The sequence below is a fragment of the Collinsella sp. BG-O-102 genome, from assembly GCF_023656745.1.
Taxonomy (GTDB): Bacteria; Actinomycetota; Coriobacteriia; order Coriobacteriales; family Coriobacteriaceae; genus Collinsella.
This window is the reverse complement of sequence record NZ_JAMOKO010000011.1, coordinates 79,332-97,472: the sequence shown is the minus strand read 5'-3', so window position 1 is coordinate 97,472 and position 18,141 is coordinate 79,332. Positions and strand designations below refer to the sequence as shown.

At 61.6% G+C, this 18,141-nt stretch carries 18 protein-coding genes; 11 read left to right on the top strand and 7 right to left on the bottom strand.

Features of this window, described 5'->3' with window-relative positions:
• Positions 1-199: 199 nt before the first annotated feature.
• Positions 200-1,039 carry a metallophosphoesterase family protein gene (locus tag NBH09_RS07025; RefSeq protein ID WP_138112830.1) on the bottom strand — a complete coding sequence of 280 codons (840 nt, stop codon included), beginning with the start codon at positions 1,037-1,039 and terminating at the stop codon, positions 200-202.
• Positions 1,040-1,292: 253 nt separating this feature from the next.
• On the opposite strand from NBH09_RS07025, the gene NBH09_RS07020 reads away from it, so the two are divergent.
• From NBH09_RS07020 to NBH09_RS07000, 5 genes are all read left to right on the top strand, one after another.
• Positions 1,293-2,894: a potassium/proton antiporter gene (locus NBH09_RS07020; protein WP_055310739.1), complete on the top strand. Its 1,602-nt coding sequence runs from the start codon at positions 1,293-1,295 to the stop codon at positions 2,892-2,894.
• Positions 2,895-3,121: 227 nt separating this feature from the next.
• On the top strand, positions 3,122-4,246 hold the full coding sequence (serC, locus tag NBH09_RS07015; RefSeq protein WP_250787529.1) for a 3-phosphoserine/phosphohydroxythreonine transaminase: 1,125 nt from the start codon (positions 3,122-3,124) through the stop codon (positions 4,244-4,246).
• Positions 4,247-4,316: 70 nt separating this feature from the next.
• A complete protein-coding gene (locus NBH09_RS07010; RefSeq protein WP_250787528.1) occupies positions 4,317-5,480 on the top strand; it encodes a phosphoglycerate dehydrogenase in 1,164 nt (387 codons plus the stop codon).
• 178 nt (positions 5,481-5,658) lie between these two features.
• Positions 5,659-6,879, top strand: a complete 1,221-nt coding sequence (locus tag NBH09_RS07005) for a M20 family metallopeptidase (protein WP_250787526.1) — start codon at positions 5,659-5,661, stop codon at positions 6,877-6,879.
• A 39-nt stretch (positions 6,880-6,918) separates the two neighbouring features.
• Positions 6,919-7,599: a DUF1015 family protein gene (locus NBH09_RS07000; RefSeq protein WP_250787525.1), complete on the top strand. Its 681-nt coding sequence runs from the start codon at positions 6,919-6,921 to the stop codon at positions 7,597-7,599.
• Between the two features lie 129 nt (positions 7,600-7,728).
• Here NBH09_RS07000 and NBH09_RS06995 read toward each other — a convergent pair whose 3' ends face one another.
• The 3 genes from NBH09_RS06995 to NBH09_RS06985 form a co-directional block, all read right to left on the bottom strand.
• A complete protein-coding gene (locus NBH09_RS06995; protein ID WP_195521143.1) occupies positions 7,729-8,364 on the bottom strand; it encodes a histidine phosphatase family protein in 636 nt (211 codons plus the stop codon).
• Positions 8,365-8,381: 17 nt separating this feature from the next.
• On the bottom strand, positions 8,382-8,924 hold the full coding sequence (locus NBH09_RS06990; protein ID WP_250787523.1) for a histidine phosphatase family protein: 543 nt from the start codon (positions 8,922-8,924) through the stop codon (positions 8,382-8,384).
• 83 nt (positions 8,925-9,007) lie between these two features.
• On the bottom strand, positions 9,008-9,679 hold the full coding sequence (locus NBH09_RS06985; RefSeq protein WP_250787521.1) for a nitroreductase family protein: 672 nt from the start codon (positions 9,677-9,679) through the stop codon (positions 9,008-9,010).
• A 235-nt stretch (positions 9,680-9,914) separates the two neighbouring features.
• On the opposite strand from NBH09_RS06985, the gene NBH09_RS06980 reads away from it, so the two are divergent.
• Both NBH09_RS06980 and NBH09_RS06975 read left to right on the top strand, forming a co-directional pair.
• Entirely contained in the window at positions 9,915-10,517 is a 603-nt protein-coding gene (locus NBH09_RS06980) for an HdeD family acid-resistance protein (RefSeq protein WP_035137275.1), read from the top strand.
• Entirely contained in the window at positions 10,518-11,000 is a 483-nt protein-coding gene (locus NBH09_RS06975; RefSeq protein ID WP_006235439.1) for a YaiI/YqxD family protein, read from the top strand.
• 106 nt (positions 11,001-11,106) lie between these two features.
• Here NBH09_RS06975 and NBH09_RS06970 read toward each other — a convergent pair whose 3' ends face one another.
• The gene (locus NBH09_RS06970) at positions 11,107-12,201 is read right to left on the bottom strand and encodes a putative manganese transporter (RefSeq protein WP_250787519.1); all 1,095 of its coding nucleotides are present in this window, start codon (positions 12,199-12,201) and stop codon (positions 11,107-11,109) included.
• Between the two features lie 171 nt (positions 12,202-12,372).
• Between NBH09_RS06970 and NBH09_RS06965 the strand changes: the two genes are divergently transcribed.
• From NBH09_RS06965 to NBH09_RS06950, 4 genes are all read left to right on the top strand, one after another.
• A complete protein-coding gene (locus NBH09_RS06965; protein WP_250787516.1) occupies positions 12,373-13,341 on the top strand; it encodes a 3'-5' exonuclease in 969 nt (322 codons plus the stop codon).
• Between the two features lie 303 nt (positions 13,342-13,644).
• Positions 13,645-14,013: an ArsR/SmtB family transcription factor gene (locus NBH09_RS06960; RefSeq protein WP_250787514.1), complete on the top strand. Its 369-nt coding sequence runs from the start codon at positions 13,645-13,647 to the stop codon at positions 14,011-14,013.
• Between the two features lie 63 nt (positions 14,014-14,076).
• The gene (locus tag NBH09_RS06955) at positions 14,077-14,295 is read left to right on the top strand and encodes a cation transporter (protein WP_117735568.1); all 219 of its coding nucleotides are present in this window, start codon (positions 14,077-14,079) and stop codon (positions 14,293-14,295) included.
• A gap of 99 nt (positions 14,296-14,394) precedes the next feature.
• Positions 14,395-16,347, top strand: a complete 1,953-nt coding sequence (locus NBH09_RS06950) for a heavy metal translocating P-type ATPase (protein ID WP_250787512.1) — start codon at positions 14,395-14,397, stop codon at positions 16,345-16,347.
• A gap of 422 nt (positions 16,348-16,769) precedes the next feature.
• On the opposite strand, the gene NBH09_RS06945 is transcribed toward NBH09_RS06950, so the two are convergent.
• Together NBH09_RS06945 and NBH09_RS06940 are read right to left on the bottom strand one after the other, a co-directional pair.
• The gene (locus tag NBH09_RS06945; protein WP_250787510.1) at positions 16,770-17,159 is read right to left on the bottom strand and encodes a metal-dependent transcriptional regulator; all 390 of its coding nucleotides are present in this window, start codon (positions 17,157-17,159) and stop codon (positions 16,770-16,772) included.
• A 208-nt stretch (positions 17,160-17,367) separates the two neighbouring features.
• Positions 17,368-18,138, bottom strand: a complete 771-nt coding sequence (locus NBH09_RS06940) for a Cof-type HAD-IIB family hydrolase (protein ID WP_250787508.1) — start codon at positions 18,136-18,138, stop codon at positions 17,368-17,370.
• Positions 18,139-18,141: the final 3 nt, after the last annotated feature.

Below are 18,141 nucleotides of genomic sequence, written 5' to 3'. Positions count from 1 at the left end.
CGCGGCCTAGCGGGCGGCGGGATCAACCGAAGAGGAAACCAAGCGGGGGCGCCAGGCGCCCGGATGCGTCATGCCGAAATGGCGCGAAGCACGCGGTTGACAAAACTATAGAGACACGTCCCAGAGAAATCAATTAGTGGGCAGAAGGGCAAAAGTAGTCAAAAAAGCCCCGTCCCAAATTAGCTACCCCTTGCACCGATTATTCGCCCGGGTTGATGTTCGCGTAGAACTCCGCCCCGTCGTCCAGGCGCAGGATGCCCACGCGACCGAACTCGGAGCCGGTGGCGGCAGCGCAGTCGATGTCGATGCGATCGGGCACACCGGCGGCATCCTCGCCGCCCAGGCGCACGATCTGCCCGCGGCCCGACTCCTCATCGAGCCCCGCAAGACCACCGACCTCGCAATAACGCCCGAGCGACACCGTTGGCGTGTGACCGCTCACCACGACCGGACCCTTGCCCTCGGCAGAAAGCAGCCCAGTCGGCACATCCCAATAGCCGTGACGAATCCACAGCAGGTCATCGGACGACTGCACCGCGAGCATCTGCTGCAGCAGCTCGCGATCGGCACCCACCGCTCCGACGCCATCGGCACAATCGACACCATGCTCAAGCAAAAACGCGCGCGCCGCCTTCATCTCGATTCCAGCATGTACCAGCAGATACGGGCGCTCCTCGGTCTCGACCACCGCGTAGAGCGGCAGCGCGGCCATCCATCGCACGAGCTCCTCGTATGCCTCAAATTCCATGTCGTTGAGCTGCTCACGCGTCGTCCAGCCACCGTTGATATCCCAGGTCTCGGCATCGAGCGGATCCTGGCCAATGATGGCATCGAGCATGATCTGCTCGTGATTACCCTTGAGCACGTGGGCGTTGGGCAGCGAGCGCACGAGCTTAATAACGCCGACCGGATCGGGCCCACGATCGATCATGTCGCCCAGCACGTACAGCGTGTCGTCGGACGTCAACGAGATCTTAGACAGGGCCTCGTCAAGCGCACGCACGTGCCCGTGAGCATCAGATGTCACATAGATCGCCATGGTACGCCTCTCCTTGCATTGCGGCCGAAGCCCGACGCCGCAACTAAAACTTCAAGTTGAACTTAAATGTTACTCATTGTACTCCGTTGCAATAAAGCTGGAAAGGGTTTCCGAGCAGAGGCAAAGACGGCAGCCGTCTATGACGATATCGCGCACGCCCGCAATCCAACCCCATAAACCCACCATCTTTGGGTACAAATAACCGCAGACAACTGACCGTGCCACGCCAACCACCCAGGAGTGGACACCATCCATGAACCAGATCCTTCTCTTTATCGGCCTCGTCATCATTTTGTGCCTGACCATCAAACCCGTCGGCAAAAAACTCCCCTTCCCCACCCTGCTCATCTTTATCGCACTCGGCATGCTGCTGGGCGTCAACGGCCCGGCACACATCGACTTTAGCGACTACGCGCTCACCGAAACCGTCTGCAGCACGGCGCTGCTATTCATCATGTTCTACGGCGGCTTTAACACCAATATCGACCGCGCCAAGCCCGTCGCCGCGCCGGCGGTGCTGCTGAGCACGCTCGGCGTCGTCATCACCGCAGGCATCACCGGCGTGTTCGCCCACTTTGTACTGGGCTTCGACTGGATCGGCGGCCTGCTGTTGGGATCGGTCGTGGCGTCCACCGACGCGGCCAGCGTCTTTAGCGTTCTGCGCGAGCACAGCCTGTCGCTGAGGGGCGGCACCGACTCGCTGCTCGAGGTCGAATCGGGCTCCAACGATCCCGTCGCCTATATGCTCACCGCCGTGCTCGCCACACTCGCGGCCGGCGGCGACATCAACATTCCCGCACTGCTGGCCAAGCAGATTATCTTGGGCGTGGGCCTGGGCCTCGCCATCGGCTGGGCGGCGGGCCGCCTGATTGAACGCGCGCACGCAACGGCCGAGGGCGCGCAGACCATCTTTTTGTTCGCCGTGGCCATCGTCGCCTACGCGCTGCCGAGCTACCTGGGCGGCAACGGATTTTTGGCCGTGTACCTGGCCGGCATTGTGCTGGGTGCGAGCGACATCACCGGCAAGGTCGAGATGGCGCACTTCTTCGATACCCTCACCGAGATGGCCGAGATGACGATCTTCTTCTTGCTCGGCCTGCTCGTAACGCCCGCACGCCTGCCGCAGATGCTGCTGCCGGGCCTGGCGCTCATGGCGTTTATGCTCTTTGTGAGCCGCCCCATCGCCGTCGGCGTGCTCCTAGCGCCCTTTAAGACGAACCCTCGCCAGGTTGCGCTCGTAAGCTGGGCGGGTCTGCGCGGCGCGGCTTCGGTCGTGTTTAGCCTCTTTACCGTGGTGGCCGGTGTTCCTGGCGGTCACGACCTGTTTGACCTGGTATTTGTGATTGCCGTGTCGAGCATTGTGGTGCAGGGCTCGCTGCTACCGGCGGTGGCGAAAAAGCTCAATATGATCGACGCGGAAGGCGACGTGCGCCGTACATTTAACGATTACCGCGACGAGGACGGCATGTCGTTTGTCAAGTTCAAGGTGGGCGCGGGCCATCCGTTTTCCGGACGCTCGCTCGCCGATATTGGCAGCGCCACGGACATGCTCGTCGTCCTGGTGCTGCGCGATGGCGCGCACCCGGTGCTGCCCAATGGCGATACCGTGATTGAGGAAGGCGACCTATTGGTGATGGCTGCCCCGACGTTTGAAGAGCGTGCCGAGGTTACGCTGCGCGAGGTCACCGTGACGCCCCACGGTCGCCTGGCCGGCCAGCGCCTGCGCGACGTGCCGCAAGGCAAGCATCCGTTTATTGTGGTGATGCTCAAGCGCGACGGCCAAACGATCATTCCCGATGGCAACACCCTAATATACGCCGGCGACGAAGCCGTCATTGCCACACTGGCGTCGTAGCGGGCAGGAGGTAGCTAATTTGCGGCGAAGAGATCAAGCGCCTAGAGAACCTCATGTCTTCGCTCGCAGATTTGGATTTGCCTGAGGAGTAAGGTCACCTCTCCCCCATGTAACCATCCTGTAAATCATAGCGGCGCACTCGGGTTTTGCTGTGATGCGGTCGCGCCTGACGCTGCACTGTGCTAAAGTATCCCGAACGTTCAAACGACTACGAGGGGAAATAGAAGATGGCACGTGTGCACAACTTCTCAGCTGGCCCGGCCGCACTGCCCACAAGCGTGCTCGCCGAGATCGCCGACGAGATGATGGACTACCGCGGTTGCGGCATGTCCGTGCTCGAGATGAGCCATCGATCTAGCATGTTCCAGCAGATCATCGACGACGCCGAGGCAACCCTGCGCCGCCTGCTGAGTATCCCCGACAACTACCGCGTCCTGTTTTTGCAGGGCGGTGCCACACTGCAGTTTGCGGGCATCCCCATGAACCTCATGCGCCGCGGCCGCGCCGGCTACGTCGTGACCGGCAACTTTGCCAACAAGGCGTACAAGGAGGCCGCAAAATACGGCGAGACTGTGCTGCTCGCGAGCTCCGAGGACACCAATTTCGACCGCATACCCACCATGGCCGACATCAACGCGCGCATTTCCGCCGAGGCCGCGGGCGACGGGCTCGACTACGTCTACATCTGCCAGAACAACACCATCTTTGGCACCATGTTCCACGAGCTGCCCGCTTGCGGCGACGTGCCGCTGGTCGCCGATGTCTCGAGCTGCTTTTTGTCGCAGCCGCTCGACGTTGAGCGCTACGGACTCATCTACGCCGGCGCGCAGAAAAACGCCGGCGCCGCGGGCGTCACCGTGGTTATCGTGCGCGACGACCTGATCGCCGACGGTCCGGCCTTTGCGCAGACTCCGCAGTACATGGACCTTAAGACCCAGGCCGCCAAGGGCTCCATGCTCAACACGCCCAACACCTTTGGCATCTACGCGTGCGGTAAGGTGTTTCGTTGGGTTGAGCAGACCGGCGGACTTGTCGCTATGGCCGAGCGCAACTGGGCCAAGGCCAACCTGCTCTACGACCTGCTCGAGAACAGCAAACTATTCCACGGCACCGCGCAGACAGACAGTCGCTCCATCGCCAACGTCACGTTCCGTACCGGCGATGCCGAGCTCGACTCCGCCTTTGTTGCGGGCGCGGCAGAGCACCAGATCCAAAACGTCAAGGGCCATCGCCTCGTCGGCGGCATGCGCGCCAGCGTGTACAACGCCGTCACCATGGAGGACGTGCAGGCGCTGGCCACATACATGAAGGACTTCGAAGCACAGCAGAGTTTGAGCCCGCGATCTAACTAGCCCGCAACCCGCGGGCCGATCAGCCACTTCAAACCACCTGTTTTAGACAAACCTGCTAAGGAGTTTTTCCATGCGTAAGATTAAGACCATCGACGACATCACTAAAGACGGCAAGGTCGAATTTGGCGAGGGCTACGAGTTTGTGGGCACCGCCGAAGAGGCCGACGCCATCCTGATGCGCTCGACCGACCTGCACGGCTACGAGCTGCCCGAGGGCATCCGCGCCATCGCCCGCTGCGGCGCCGGCGTCAACAACATCCCCGTCAAGGAGTACGCCAAGAAGGGCGTCGTCGTCTTTAACTCCCCCGGCGCTAACAGCAACGCCGTTAAGGAGCTCGTCCTAGGCATGCTGGTGCTCTCGAGCCGCGGCGTGGTGCAATCGATGAACTGGGTGCGCGACAACGCCGACGACCCTGAGATTCAGGTCGATGCCGAGAAGGCCAAGAAGGCCTTTGTGGGCCGCGAGCTCAAGGGCAAGCGCATCGGCGTCATCGGCCTGGGCAACGTGGGCTCCAAGGTCGCCAACGCCTGCGTCGACCTGGGCATGGATGTCTACGGCTACGACCCGTTCATTTCCGTTGAGCACGCGTGGGTGCTGAGCCGCGAGGTGCAGCGCGTGGGCACGCTCGAGGATCTCTGCCGCGGCTGCGACTACCTCACCGTACACGTGCCCAGCAAGGCCGACACCATCGGCATGATCAGCACCGAGCAGATCAACCTGCTGGCCCCGGACGCCGTGCTCATCAACTACGCACGCGAGACCATCATTGACGAGGACGCCGTCGACGCCGCCCTGCGTGCAGGCAAGCTCAGCTGGTTTAGCTGCGACTTTGCCACTCCCAAGACCGTCAAGATGCCCAATACGTTTATCACCACGCACTCGGGCGCCGGCACCGGCGAGGCCGAGGCCAACTGCGCAGACATGGCCATCAGCGAGCTCAAGGATTACCTGGAGAACGGCAACATCGCGCACAGCGTCAACTACCCCGCCTGCAGCATGGGCAAGGCGCGCGCCGCAAGCCGCATTGCCTGCCTGCACGCCAACGTGCCCAACATGATCGGCCAGATCACGGCCATCCTGGCCAAGGACAACGCCAACGTGCAGCGTATGACCAACGAGTCCGCCGGCGAGAACGCCTACACCATGTTCGACACCGATGAGCACCTGGACAGCAGCACCATCGAGGCGCTCAAGCAGATTCCGTCGATGTATCGCGTGCGCGTGATCAAATAGCGCCGGCTGATCTGACGGGCAGTTCCCCCATGTGGCCTGCCCGTCACTGACATTGAATGCCAACGGGGGCGCCTTTCGCACGAGAGGCGCCCCCGTTTTTGTGAGCACTCCATTAAATGCACTGAGCCGCTTCTTGGCATACAATCTGTATGTTGACCTAACTATTTGTGAGGTGCCTATGGTTGATACAGATTTTGCTTGGCGGCTTACGCAAGGGCTCGTGCGGATCGACAGTTCCGACCCAGGTGCGTATGAGGGCGAGATTGAACGCTATATCAAAGCGTTGGTTGAGGAACGGTTAGCGCAGCTGAGCCATCCGGTACTCGATGCCGTGCAAATTGCAGAGCTCGAAGTACTCCCCGGGCGCCGCAACCTTATGGTCACCGTGCCGGGAGTGAGCGACGAGCCGCGACTCGTCTATATCTGCCATATGGACACAGTCACCTTGGGCGACGGCTGGGACGCGGACATTACGCCGCTCGGGGCGGTCGTGCGCGACGGCAAGCTCTACGGCCGTGGCGCCTGCGACATGAAGGGTGGCCTGGCCTGCGCCATTGCCGCACTGGTCCATACGCTCGAGCGCGTGGCGGCGAATGGCGCGTTGCCCCGCCGCGACTTTTCGCTCATCTGCTCGGTCGACGAGGAAGACTTTATGCGCGGCTCAGAGACCGCGATCGATGCTGGCCGGGTCGGCTCGCATGAATGGGTGCTGGACACCGAGCCCACCGACGGACAGATCCAGGTGGCGCACAAGGGGCGTACGTGGTTCGAGATTGAAATGGCTGGCGTGACGGCACATGCGAGCCAGCCCTGGAAGGGCGCGGATGCCGTCGCCGCCATGGCCGAGGTCGTGTGTTCGCTCCGTCGCGCGTTTGCGGCGCTGCCCGCGCACGATGAGCTGGGGCCTTCGACCATCACGTTTGGCCAAATCGAGGGCGGATATCGCCCCTACGTCGTACCCGACCGCGCCAAAGTCTGGGTCGACATGCGCCTGACCCCGCCGACCGATACGGCAGCCGCGACGCGCATGGTAGAGCAGGCCATCGCCGTCGCCGAAGCCGCCGTTCCCGGTTGCCATGGCAGCTACACCGTGACGGGCGACCGCCCCGCCATCGAGCGCGACCCGAACTCTCCCCTTCTTGCAGCGCTCAAGCGTGCCGCCGATAACGTGACGGACGCGGACACGACCGTCGGCTTCTTTACCGGCTACACCGACACCGCCGTCATTGCCGGCAAGACAGGTAACCGCAATTGCATGAGCTACGGTCCCGGGTCGCTCGCGCTCGCGCACAAGCCCAACGAATATGTGCCCCACGCCGATATCGTTCGCTGCCAGAGCGTGCTGATCGCGCTCGCCGACAACATACTCTGGGGCGCGGATAGCCAAGTTGGGGCATAATAAGCCGCGAATAAACCGACTCGCGCGTAAGGACCGCCCATGAAAGCACTTCCGTTTCCCTGCATCCGCCCGGCTCAGGACCGCGTGCTCGAGGCGCTGCCCGCAATGGGCAGCATCCTGAGCGGCAACGATGCTCTGCGCGGAGCCATTGCCGATGGCCTGATGCTCAAGGACCCGGGTGCGGCGTATTACGTGTACGAATGCTCGGGCGAGCCGGGACGTGTGACGGGTGTCGTGGCGATCTGCCCGGTTGGTGCGCTGGCGGGCGGCGACGCGGTTGCCGCCGATACGACCGCCGCTGCGCGCGCAATCGCCGACCTCAAGGTACAGCCCCGTCCCGTAACGCTCGCCTACGAGGCCTCGCCCGTCATGGATATCATCCTGGGCGCCGCCAAAGAGGGCGCGTCGCTCTACGCCGTCACCGACCCCGCGGGCATTACGCACCGCGCGTGGGAGGTCAAGCGCGAGGACGCCGTCGGGGCCATCCGCGCTATGCTCGACCAAGCACCGGAGCCGGCACTGGCCGACGACCCCGCCTACGCTGCCGCGCTGACCGGGGCGTCGCAGCTGCTGGCCGATGAGGCCCGTTCCGCCGGAACGTACACCGGCAAGGAGCCGTTCAACTTTACCGTTGCCGTGCTCTTCCCCGCCGCGCAGGTCGCCAGCGGCGCGCCGCGAGTTCCGACGGGTTTGCTCACGCACCAGGTCGCGCGGTTCTAGCAAGACCAGACCGCCCAGCACAAAAATCGGCAGCTCAACAAACAGGAGGCGGAGATGCAGCAGGTACATGCATCTCCGCCCCTTTTGCGTCGAGAAGTTATGCCGGCGACCCGTGCCGCCGCGCTCGCGTTATCCGCGCTGCGGACCTGCAGTAGCCACAAGCGGTTCAAGCCCCAGCTCGCGCGCGTAATCCTCCTGCGTAAAAATCTCAATCAGCTCAAACGTACCGGCCTCGTCGTCAAACACGAAATGCAGCACCGAGCAGTTGCCCGGCACACGATCGCGTTCGTCGGCCGCCGCGCCCTTCACGTGGTCCATGAACTCCTTGATGGCAGAGCCATGGCTTACCGCGAGCACGCACGTATGGTCCGGACGCTGCATAAGCTCGGTCAACGTCGCCACCATGCGCTCGCGCACCTGCATCTGGCCCTCGCCGCCAAACTGGCGATAGAAGTCGCGCCACGGGCGCTCGGGCATAAGCATCACGCGCTCGGCCTCAAAGTCGCCAAAGAACCACTCGCGCAGACCGTCCAGGCGCTCGTACGCCAAGCCCGGCCACAAGTTGGCGATAGTCTGCTCGGTGCGATGAAGCGTGGAGGTGTAGGCATGATCGGGCTCAATGCCACGCGCACGTATAAACATGCCGGCGCGCGCCGCCTGGTCGCAACCCAACTGCGTAAGCGGCGAGTCACTCCACCCCTGAATGATACGCTTAAGGTTGAATATCGTCTGTCCATGACGGACCAGATACAGATCTTTATTCATAGGGGTCCTTTCGTTCGTTACCAACCCAAGAGCGAAAACGCCCCGTCGCAATAGCCAAAATGAAGCACGGCACCGTTGTCGGGTAGCTCCCCCTCGCCAGTCACATACTCAAGAAACTCCTGGCAGGCTGAGCCGTGGGAAACCGCCAGCACGCAGTCGTGCTGCGGCCTGGCCATGATGCGGGACAGCGCCGCGACCATGCGCGACTGAAGCTGCACTTCCGACTCGCCGCCAAAGGCCACCGGATAATCGCCCCAGGGCTGCGGCGGCATCTCGCGATTTGATGTGCACTCCAGCGAGCCAAAATGCCACTCACGCAGGTCATCGACCAGCTCAATGGAACGGCCCTCGCCAACGATAAGCTCGGCCGTATGCCGCGCCCGGCCCAACGGCGAGGAATACACATGATCAAAGGCCACGCCACGCGCCGCAAACGCCGTACGCGCCGTCAGCGCCTGCTCGCGCCCGCGCGCCGTAAGCGGCGAATCGTGCCAGCCCTGCAAAATGCTCTGCACATTGAGCTCAGTCTGCCCATGCCGCACCAAATACAGATCTGCCACACACCCTCCCCTCGTACCACCACAAAGGGGACAGGAGCCTTTGTGGTGATTTTGCCGCCGGATTGCACCGCAACGACGCACAACTACAGCAGCACGTCGGCAAGCGGACGCTTGGGTACGTGGTGCACCCGCGCCTCGTCGCGCCAATAATTGATGGAGCCGTCGGGGTTGGAATCGATCGCATCGATCACCTGTGTCTCGGCCGGAACGCCAAACGCCATGATCAGCTTGAGCTCATACTTGTCGTTATCGAGCCCCATGGCATCGATCGCGTGGGGCGTAAAGGCCTTGAACATGCAGGCTGCCACCTCGGGCGTGGCGCTGCGGGCGGCGAGCATCATCGTCTGCGCGGCAATGCCCGTGTCGACCTCGGTAATGGGAGCGGCGGGCTTGCCCGGAACGGCGCGCTCAGCAAGAATCGCGATGTAGCCGGTCGGGCGCTCGCCCTCATCGGGACCCGGCCAATCCTTGAGCGCACCGGCCCATGCAAGCTCGTCAAATACACGCGCGCAGTCCTCTGCACCGCTTACCACATGAAAACGCAGACGCTGAGCATTGGCACCACAGGGAGCCAGGTGCGCAAGTTCCGCCAGCTCGAGCAAAAACTCGCGCGGCACGCGCATGGACTCGTCAAAGCGACGGCACGTGCGGGCACGACGGACCAGCGCATCAAACGCGTCCAAGCCGAGCTTTTCGCAACCCTGCTTTGCCATCGACTCAGCGCTTACCGGCGCTGCGGGAACTGCTTCGTTCATAGGGACCCCCAATACAAGCCAATTGTCCTTAGGAAAATCTAACCTAAAACGTAGGCAATAACGAACAGGGCTGCAATGTTCTACACCTGTTGAATAGAAAATCGCGACGTGGGGAACAACGGAAACAATTCGGGACCTTTGGGTTACGTTTCGCCCTCCCCGACCCATACGCCAGCGCCTTTAGGCGATACTGGTTGTAACAATCAAGGCTTACGCCGCACGGAAAGGAGACATTATGGGCATCTTCAAGAACGATGACCAAAAATCGAGCCAGTTTGGATTTGACGAGAAAAGCATGGCAGGCAAGGCCGTCAAGGCCGTGCGCTGGATTTACGCCATCACGGGCGTCTTGGCGCTCGTCGCCGGCATCGCACTGCTGTTTGCGCCCGCCAAGTCCCTCGTCTTCCTAACGACCGTCTTGGGCTTCTACTTTGTGATCACGGCCGCGATCAGGCTGTTTACCGCTGTTTTCGAGCCACTGCTGCCCACCGGCTGGCGCGTGACGAGCATCATCTCCAACCTACTCATTATCTTGGGCGGCGTCATAATCCTGCGCAACCAGGCCTTCTCGACCGCGACGCTCACCACGATGGTGGTTATCGTGGCCGGCTTTGGCTGGATTGTCGAAGGTGTCATGTCCATTCTGGAGTCCGAGCTTTCGTCCAACCGTGCCCTCGCCATCCTGAGCGGCGCACTTTCCATCATCGCCGGCATGTTCGTGTTTATCTATCCGCTGTGGTCGGCCAAGATGCTCGTTATCTTTAGCGGCGCCGCGCTGCTGGTGTTTGGCGTTACGCTGATTGTTCGCGCTATTCAATTTGGCAAACTGGTGCACTAGATGCCGCGAACGCTCTTTATTGATGCCGACGCCTGCCCGGTCACGCGCGAGTCAATTGATTGCGCGCGGCGGGCGGGCGTCGCCGTTGTTATCGCCGGCAACAGCACGCAAAACCTGGAACGGCACATTCGCCGCGACGACCCGCGTGATGCCGAGCACGCGCGACGCGGCTTTTGGGTCACGACGCTCGATGTGAGCGTGGGCGCCGACAGCGCCGACTTTGCCATTGTCGAACGCCTGCAGGCGGGCGACGTAGTCGTGACGCAGGACATTGGCTTGGCGAGCATGGTGCTCGGGCGCGATGCCGCCGCCATCGGTGTGCGCGGGCGCGTCTACGACAAAGCGACCATCGACATGCAGTTGTTTATTCGCCACGAGGAAAAGAAGGTGCGCCGCGCCGGCGGACGCACTCGCGGACCGGCGGCATTTACCAGCGAAGATCGCGCCCGCTTTAAACGCAACCTCACCGAGCTGCTGCGCTAACCAAGGTAGATTTTTGGGACATGCCTAAAAATCTACCTTTTTGTTTTGGCAGCGGGGAATGCCCTGGTCACAGGGGTAGATCGTAAGACATGTCCCAATAATCTACTTAAAGGCCAACGGCGGATAGGATGAGGCCCCAGCCAGCGCCGATGACGTACATCATGACCAGGAACACGGCGTTTTCGCGAGCGCTGCGATTGGTGCGGAACAGCACCAGGTAGCCCACACCGGCAGAGATGAGCGTGCCGGCGAGCATCGGTGCCAGCTGCAGCGCGCCTTCCAGATACAGCTGCGTAATGACCACGCTCGCCGAGCAGTTGGGGATCAGGCCGACAAGCGCCGAACCCAGGACGGCGAGCGTCTCGTTGCCACGCAGGAACTGCTCGATTGCAGATTCGCCAAAGGTCTCGAGCACGGCGACCAGAATCAGCGTCACCAGGAAAATGAATACCGATACCTGCACGGTATGCGAGATGGCGCTGCGGATAATCGACAGGACGGGCGTACCTTCATGGGAGTGGGAATGACCGTGGCCGTGATGGTGTTCATGCTCGCCCTCATGACCGTGATCGTGGTCATGTCCATGTCCATGTTCGTGCTCGTCCTCATCTTCATCACAACCGCAATGGTCACGCTCGCACAGCTCATGGATGTGGTCGGCGCTCACGCCCGCCTCGGCAACCTCGTCGATGATGTCACCACCGCTGTGGTCGTCATGTGCGCAGTTAACGTGCGCCGGATTGACAGTGGTCCCCAACACGGTACGACGAATCGCCGCATGCGCGCGGGCGTTGCGACGCAGGCCACGAATGGCAGCATCCACGATAAAGCCCGTGACCAGCGCGATCAGCGCTTTCGAAGCCAAAAGCATCGCCATAGTCTGCACGGGAACCTGCTCGGCAAGTAGCAGCGGCAGCATCTCGTCGGAGGTCGAGAGAAACACCGCCACCAGGGTGCCCAGCGTCACGACGCGACCGGCGTATAGCGTTGCCGCCATGGCCGAAAAGCCGCACTGCGGCACCATGCCCAGCAACGAGCCAACCACGGGGCCAGCGGCGCCGGCACGCTTGATGGTACCGTTGACGCGATCGCCTGCCACATGCTCGAGCGTCTCGAGGACCAGATATGTCACCAACAAGAACGGCACCAGCGAGAGCGTGTCCTTGCCGGCGTCGAGCAGAATATCAATCAGCAAATCCATGACGGATGGAACCTTTCGTGTCTTTCGGCAGCATTGTAAAAGTCCTAGCGGTCAACTAGGGTATTGTAGTTGTCCTAGGCGCGATGCCAATAGTTGCCCATGGTAAACTATCATCTCGCCATAACTCGACAAACCCGAGCCGCGCAACGCGGCCCGTCCAAGGAGCAGCATATGAATGTTTCGCAAGCACTCGAATACGAGCGCCAGCCGTTTATCCCCATGTTTATCTACGGCGACCACGGCGCCATGGAGTCCGAGCGCCAGAAGGGCGAAGAGGCCCTCAAGGTGCTCGAGACTGAGTACTTTACCGCCGAGGACGACCCCGGCTTCGACTTTGCCACCGTGCGCGACCTAGCCGACCGCAACCGCGACCTGTGCGACCAGATTGGCGAGGCGCGCCTGCGCAACGTGACGCCCGCGACGCTTTCGCGCGGCCTGTCCGACGCCGACACCTGCGCTGCCATCGGCAAGATGCAAAAGCGCACCGCCGCGTCCGTCATGCGCGAGATCCGCGGCGACCGCGACGCGCTCGGCGTCGCCTACGCCCGCAAGCCCATTCAGGGCACGGTGCTCGGCATCGACATCGAGACCACCGGCCGCGCACCCGAGCGCGGCTATATCATCAACGTGGGCTGGGAGATCATGGAGCTCACCAGCGACGCCGTCCCGCACGACGCCGAGGCACACTACTGCGGTCTGCCCGATATCTACCGCGGCGAGGATGTGCCGTTGTCGAATATCCACCACATCACCTGGGACGACATCGACGGCAAAACGCCGTTCCGCAAGAACAAAGAGCTGCAAAAGCAGCTGCTCAAGCTTATGAAGAAGTACCCGTACATGGCGCACAACGCCGCCTTTGAGGACAGCTGGTTCAAGATCCACCTGGACGGCTACGCCGAGGCACGCCGCGCCGGCAAGATAATCGTCATCGACTCGCGCCAGATCTGCCGCAGCCTGGACGCCGATGTGCGCTCGCTCCCCCGCGAGTCCGCGCCCGCCGCGCTCGAGAACTGGGCACGCCGTCGCGGCACCCTCGCCGCCGACGCCAACGAGCAGCACCTGGGCCTCGACGACACCGACCTCATGCTCCGTACCGTCCAGGCCGAGTTCAACCTCAAGAACCTGTTTGCCAAGTAAAAGCGCCATTCGCGAGCAATACCTGTCGGGCCATAGCGCCTGTGTAAAAGCGATACGCCGAGACGCTCCTCTCAAGCGACGCAATGCGGGCCGATATCCAAGTGGATATCGGCCCATTTTTGCACGTCGCTAAGGTATCCACGTTGGCATCGGCGGCCTTATCCGAGCCCATCGATGCCCTTAGCCGCCACTAGGGCCATTCGATAGCAAAATATTTCACAAATATATATTGACATATGAACATGCGCTCATATACTCGGAAGTAAGTTATATGAGCGCATGTTCATATGAAAGGATATTGCGATGAGCGATCCCGCTGATGAAATAAAGTCCAGCATCGACACCACCATCGTGCCCGACATCCCCACCACCTGCTCGCCCGAGGACCTTCCCGACGAGGAGCTTCTCTACGACCTCGCCGACCTGTTCAAGGTCTTCAGCGACACCACGCGCATCAAGATCCTCTATGCCCTCATGGGCCGCGAGCTCTGCGTGGCAGACATCGCCGAAGCGACCGAAACCTCGCAGTCCGCGGTGTCGCACCAGCTGCGTACACTCAAGCAGTCGCACCTGGTTAAATTCCGGCGCGACGGGCGCAATATCCTATACTCGCTCGCCGACGACCACGTCTACACCATGCTCAACCAGGGCATGAGCCACATCTGCGAATAGCGACTAACCACGGTACCAGCGCGGCCTGCACCCAAGCCGCAAATACAGGGAAAGGAACCCACCATGAAAAAGCAGTTTAAGCTCGATGAGATCGACTGCGCCAACTGCGCGCGTAAGCTTCAGGACGAGCTGGCCAAGCTCGAGGGCGTCAAGTCCGTTTCGGTCAACTTTATGACCCAGAAGCTAACGCTCGAGGCCGATGAAGCCGAGTTCGACGAGGTCCTCGACCGCGTTGTGGAGTTCACCGCCGACGCCGAGCCGGACTGCGAGATCATTCTCTAGCCCAGGTTTACGCCAACCCGCAAGGCCGCGCTTGCCGCGGCCTTTGCTCGCGAAATTATATGAGCGAGTGTTCATACATTCAAATGGGAGGATTGAATCATGGCAACCGCCGATCCCAAGAAGAAAAAGAAGAAGCGTAAGAAGAAAGAGTCCCTTGAGCATAAGCGCAACCGTATCCTGGTAGCGCTAGGCATTTTTGCCGTTGTTTATGCCCTCGACGAGCTCGGAGCTCTCACTATCGCATTTGGGGAGCCCGGCAACGTCTACGCCAGTTTCGTGCTGTTCCTCGTGCCGTTTTTAATTGCCGGCTACGACGTGCTCCAAAAGGCATACAACAACATCCGCCGCGGCAAAGCCTTCGACGAAAGCTTCCTCATGGCGGTCGCGACCATCGGCGCATTTGCCATGGTGCTCTTCCCCGACACCGACCCGCACATGGCCGAAGGCGCCGCTGTCATGCTGTTCTATCAGGTCGGCGAGCTGTTCCAGGCCTACGCCGTGGGCAAGAGCCGCAAATCGATCAGCGCCATGATGGACATCGCCCCCGACTACGCCAACGTTGAGCAAGCCGACGGCACACTCGAGCAGGTCTCCCCCGATGACATCGCCGTCGGCACCGTCATCGTCGTCAAGCCCGGCGAGCGCGTGCCCATCGACGGCGTCATCGTCGAAGGCGAGACGCAGCTCGATACCGCCGCCCTTACCGGCGAGTCGGTCCCCCGCCCGGCCAAAACCGGAGACGATATCATCAGCGGCTGCATCAACATGACGGGTCTCATCCACGTGCGCACCACCAAGCCCTTTGGCGAGTCCACCGTCGCACGCGTCCTGGAACTCGTGGAAAACGCCAGCGAAAAGAAGGCACGTACCGAGAACTTCATCACGCGCTTCGCCCGCGTTTACACGCCCGTTGTCACCGGCGCGGCCGCGGTACTCGCGCTCGGCGGCGGCCTGGTCACCGGCGCCTGGTCCGATTGGATCCTGCGCGGCCTGACCTTCCTGGTCGTCAGCTGCCCGTGCGCACTCGTGATTAGCGTGCCGCTCAGCTTCTTTGGCGGCATCGGCGGCGCATCCAAGCTGGGTGTCCTCATCAAGGGCTCCAACTACCTCGAGACGCTCGCCGATGTGGTCACCGTCGTTTTCGACAAAACCGGCACGCTCACCAACGGCACGTTCTCAGTGGTCGAGGTACACCCCGAGGCAGGCTATACCGAGCAATCGTTGCTTGAGGTCGCAGCCCTCGCCGAGTCGTTCTCCGACCACCCCATCGCACGGTCCATACGTGCCGCCTACCAGGGTGAGCTCGACCAGAATCGCGTGAGCGACTCCGCCAATGTCGCGGGTCACGGTTTCACGGCAACCATCGACGGCAAGCGCGTCGTCGTCGGCAATGCCAAGATGCTTGCTGCGGCCGGTATCGACGCTCCCAATTGCGAGGTCGTCGGTACGATCCTCCATATACTGGTCGATGACACGTACGCCGGCCATATCGTAATTGCCGACACCATAAAGGCCGATGCCGAGCAGGCGATTCGCGACTTGCACGCTGCCGGCGTCAAACGCACCGTCATGCTCACGGGCGACCGCGAGGAGGTTGCGGCGTCTGTGGCCAAGCAGCTGGGGCTCGACGAGTTTTACGCGCAGCTCATGCCAGGCGATAAGGTCGAGCGCGTCGAGGCGCTGCTTGCAACCGAGGGCGGCAAGGGCAAGCTCGCCTTTGTCGGTGACGGCATCAACGACGCACCCGTGCTCACCCGCGCAGACGTTGGCATTGCCATGGGCGCCATGGGCTCGGACGCCGCAATTGAGGCTGCCGACGTCGTGCTCATGGACGACAAGCCGTCCAACATCTCCCGCGCGATCCGCGTGGCGCGCAAGACCATGTCGATTGTCTGGCAGAACATCATCTTTGCGCTGGGTATTAAGCTGCTGATTTTAGTGCTTGCGGCGCTCGGCATCGCCAATATGTGGCTTGCCGTCTTTGGCGACGTGGGCGTGGCGATCATCGCCATCCTGAACGCCATGCGCGCGATGGGTGTCAAGAACCTGTAGCACTCGTGGTCCCTCCGGCCGGGGCCGGGCTTGGTTTTGAAAACGTCCTCGACCAATGAAGTGCCCCCGTTCTGCTCCTTCGGAGCTACGAACGGGGGCACTTCTGGTCTGCGGAATGTTTTCAAAACCAAGCCCGGCCCCGGCCTGCGGTGACATCGCTGGCGGTTCTTGGGCATCGCTTGCTGGCGGGGTTCCTTGTCTGAGTTGGGCTTAGTTGGTGGGGCCACTGGTCCCGGTCGCTGTCCCGCGCCGTTCCGGCGCGGGAGGCGCGCCTCTTTGGGAACGCAGAGATAGCTCAGCTGTGGTGGCGTCGCGCACCGATTGCTCCACTTTGGACTGCGTCGGACTCGTTGTTATTCGTATCCCCTATCCCCCTTTCGCTGGTTCGCGCTTTGCGCGAACTCCGCGCTACTGGGGACCTGTTAGGATTCCGTTGCTGAGTTCGACGTCTCTTCCCTGGCGAGCATCGCCCTCAGCTTCTCGAAGCTCTCCTCACTCAGGCAGTGCTCCATGTGGCAGCCCTCTTGCGACGCGACATCCGCCGAAACACCCGCATCCTCCAGCAGCCCCACGAAAAAGCAGTGGCGCTCCCACATTTGGCGAGCGACCTCCAGACCACGCTCCGTCAGATGAACGTCGCGCTTGCCCATTTCGACATAGCCGCTGTTCTCCAGCGTCGCCATGGCTTTAGAGACGCTCGCCTTGGTCACGCCCAGGTATTCGGCAACGTCAATCGAGCGAACGACGCCCTGGCGCTCCGAGAGCACATAAATAGATTCGAGATAGTCTTCTCCAGATTCACGCAGGGCCATGGGCCGCCTTTCGCGATGCTTGCTAGTTAGCCTTTGGATACTTTCCACGGCTAACTTTACCGCAAAAGTTGCCCATGTCTTACTACTTTGCCTAAAAGTTAGCCGCGTTTCACAAAACGTGCGGGATGAAAACAAAATGGGGGCGCCCCGCAAGGAGTGTCCCCAAGTGCCGGCACAAAAGGAACGTCCCCAACTGCCAGGTCCGCAGCTACAGCAGTCCAAAGTGCTTTGCGGCGTTGTAGATCCCGTCGTCGTCTACGGCGGTCGTAACGTAGGTCGCCGCGGCCTTCACGGTATCCTGCGCGTTGCCCATGGCCACACTTGTGCCCACGGCCGAGAACATCGACAGGTCGTTCTCGCCATCGCCAAAGGCGATCGCCTCGCTCGCGTCGATGCCCAAGCGCTCCAGCGTCGCCGCCACGCCCAGGTCCTTGCCGCCGTTAGCGGGAATAATATCGCAGAACAGATCGCACCAGCGCGTGGTGAGCGAATGCGACACGGCATCAGTCACGATATGCTCGTCGGCCGGGTCCACAAAGGCGCAGAACTGGTAGACCGGTGCGTCAAAGGCGCGCTCAAACGGCTCCTCGTGGTAGACGATTCCCGCGTTGCTACCGGCCGTCACCACGCGCTCGGACAGGCGGTTCACAAACGAATTCTCGCCCTGCATGCACAGCGAGTCGTAACGCCCCTGAGCCACCTGGTCCACGATCACCGCAACATCGTCCGGATCGATCGGGCAGCTGCGGTAAACACCACTGGCATCAAAGCAATGCTGACCCGAAAGCGTAATGTACGCATCCCAGCCAAGGTCGAACAGCCAGTCCGGCATCTGGTAGGTCGGACGGCCCGTAGCGATCACGCACGCAATCCCCTGCTCGTGAAAGCTGTCGAGCACCTGCTGCGCCGACGCCGGAATCCGGTGGGTCTTAAAGCTCAGCAGCGTGCCGTCGATATCGAAAAACGCGGCCCCGATCATCCT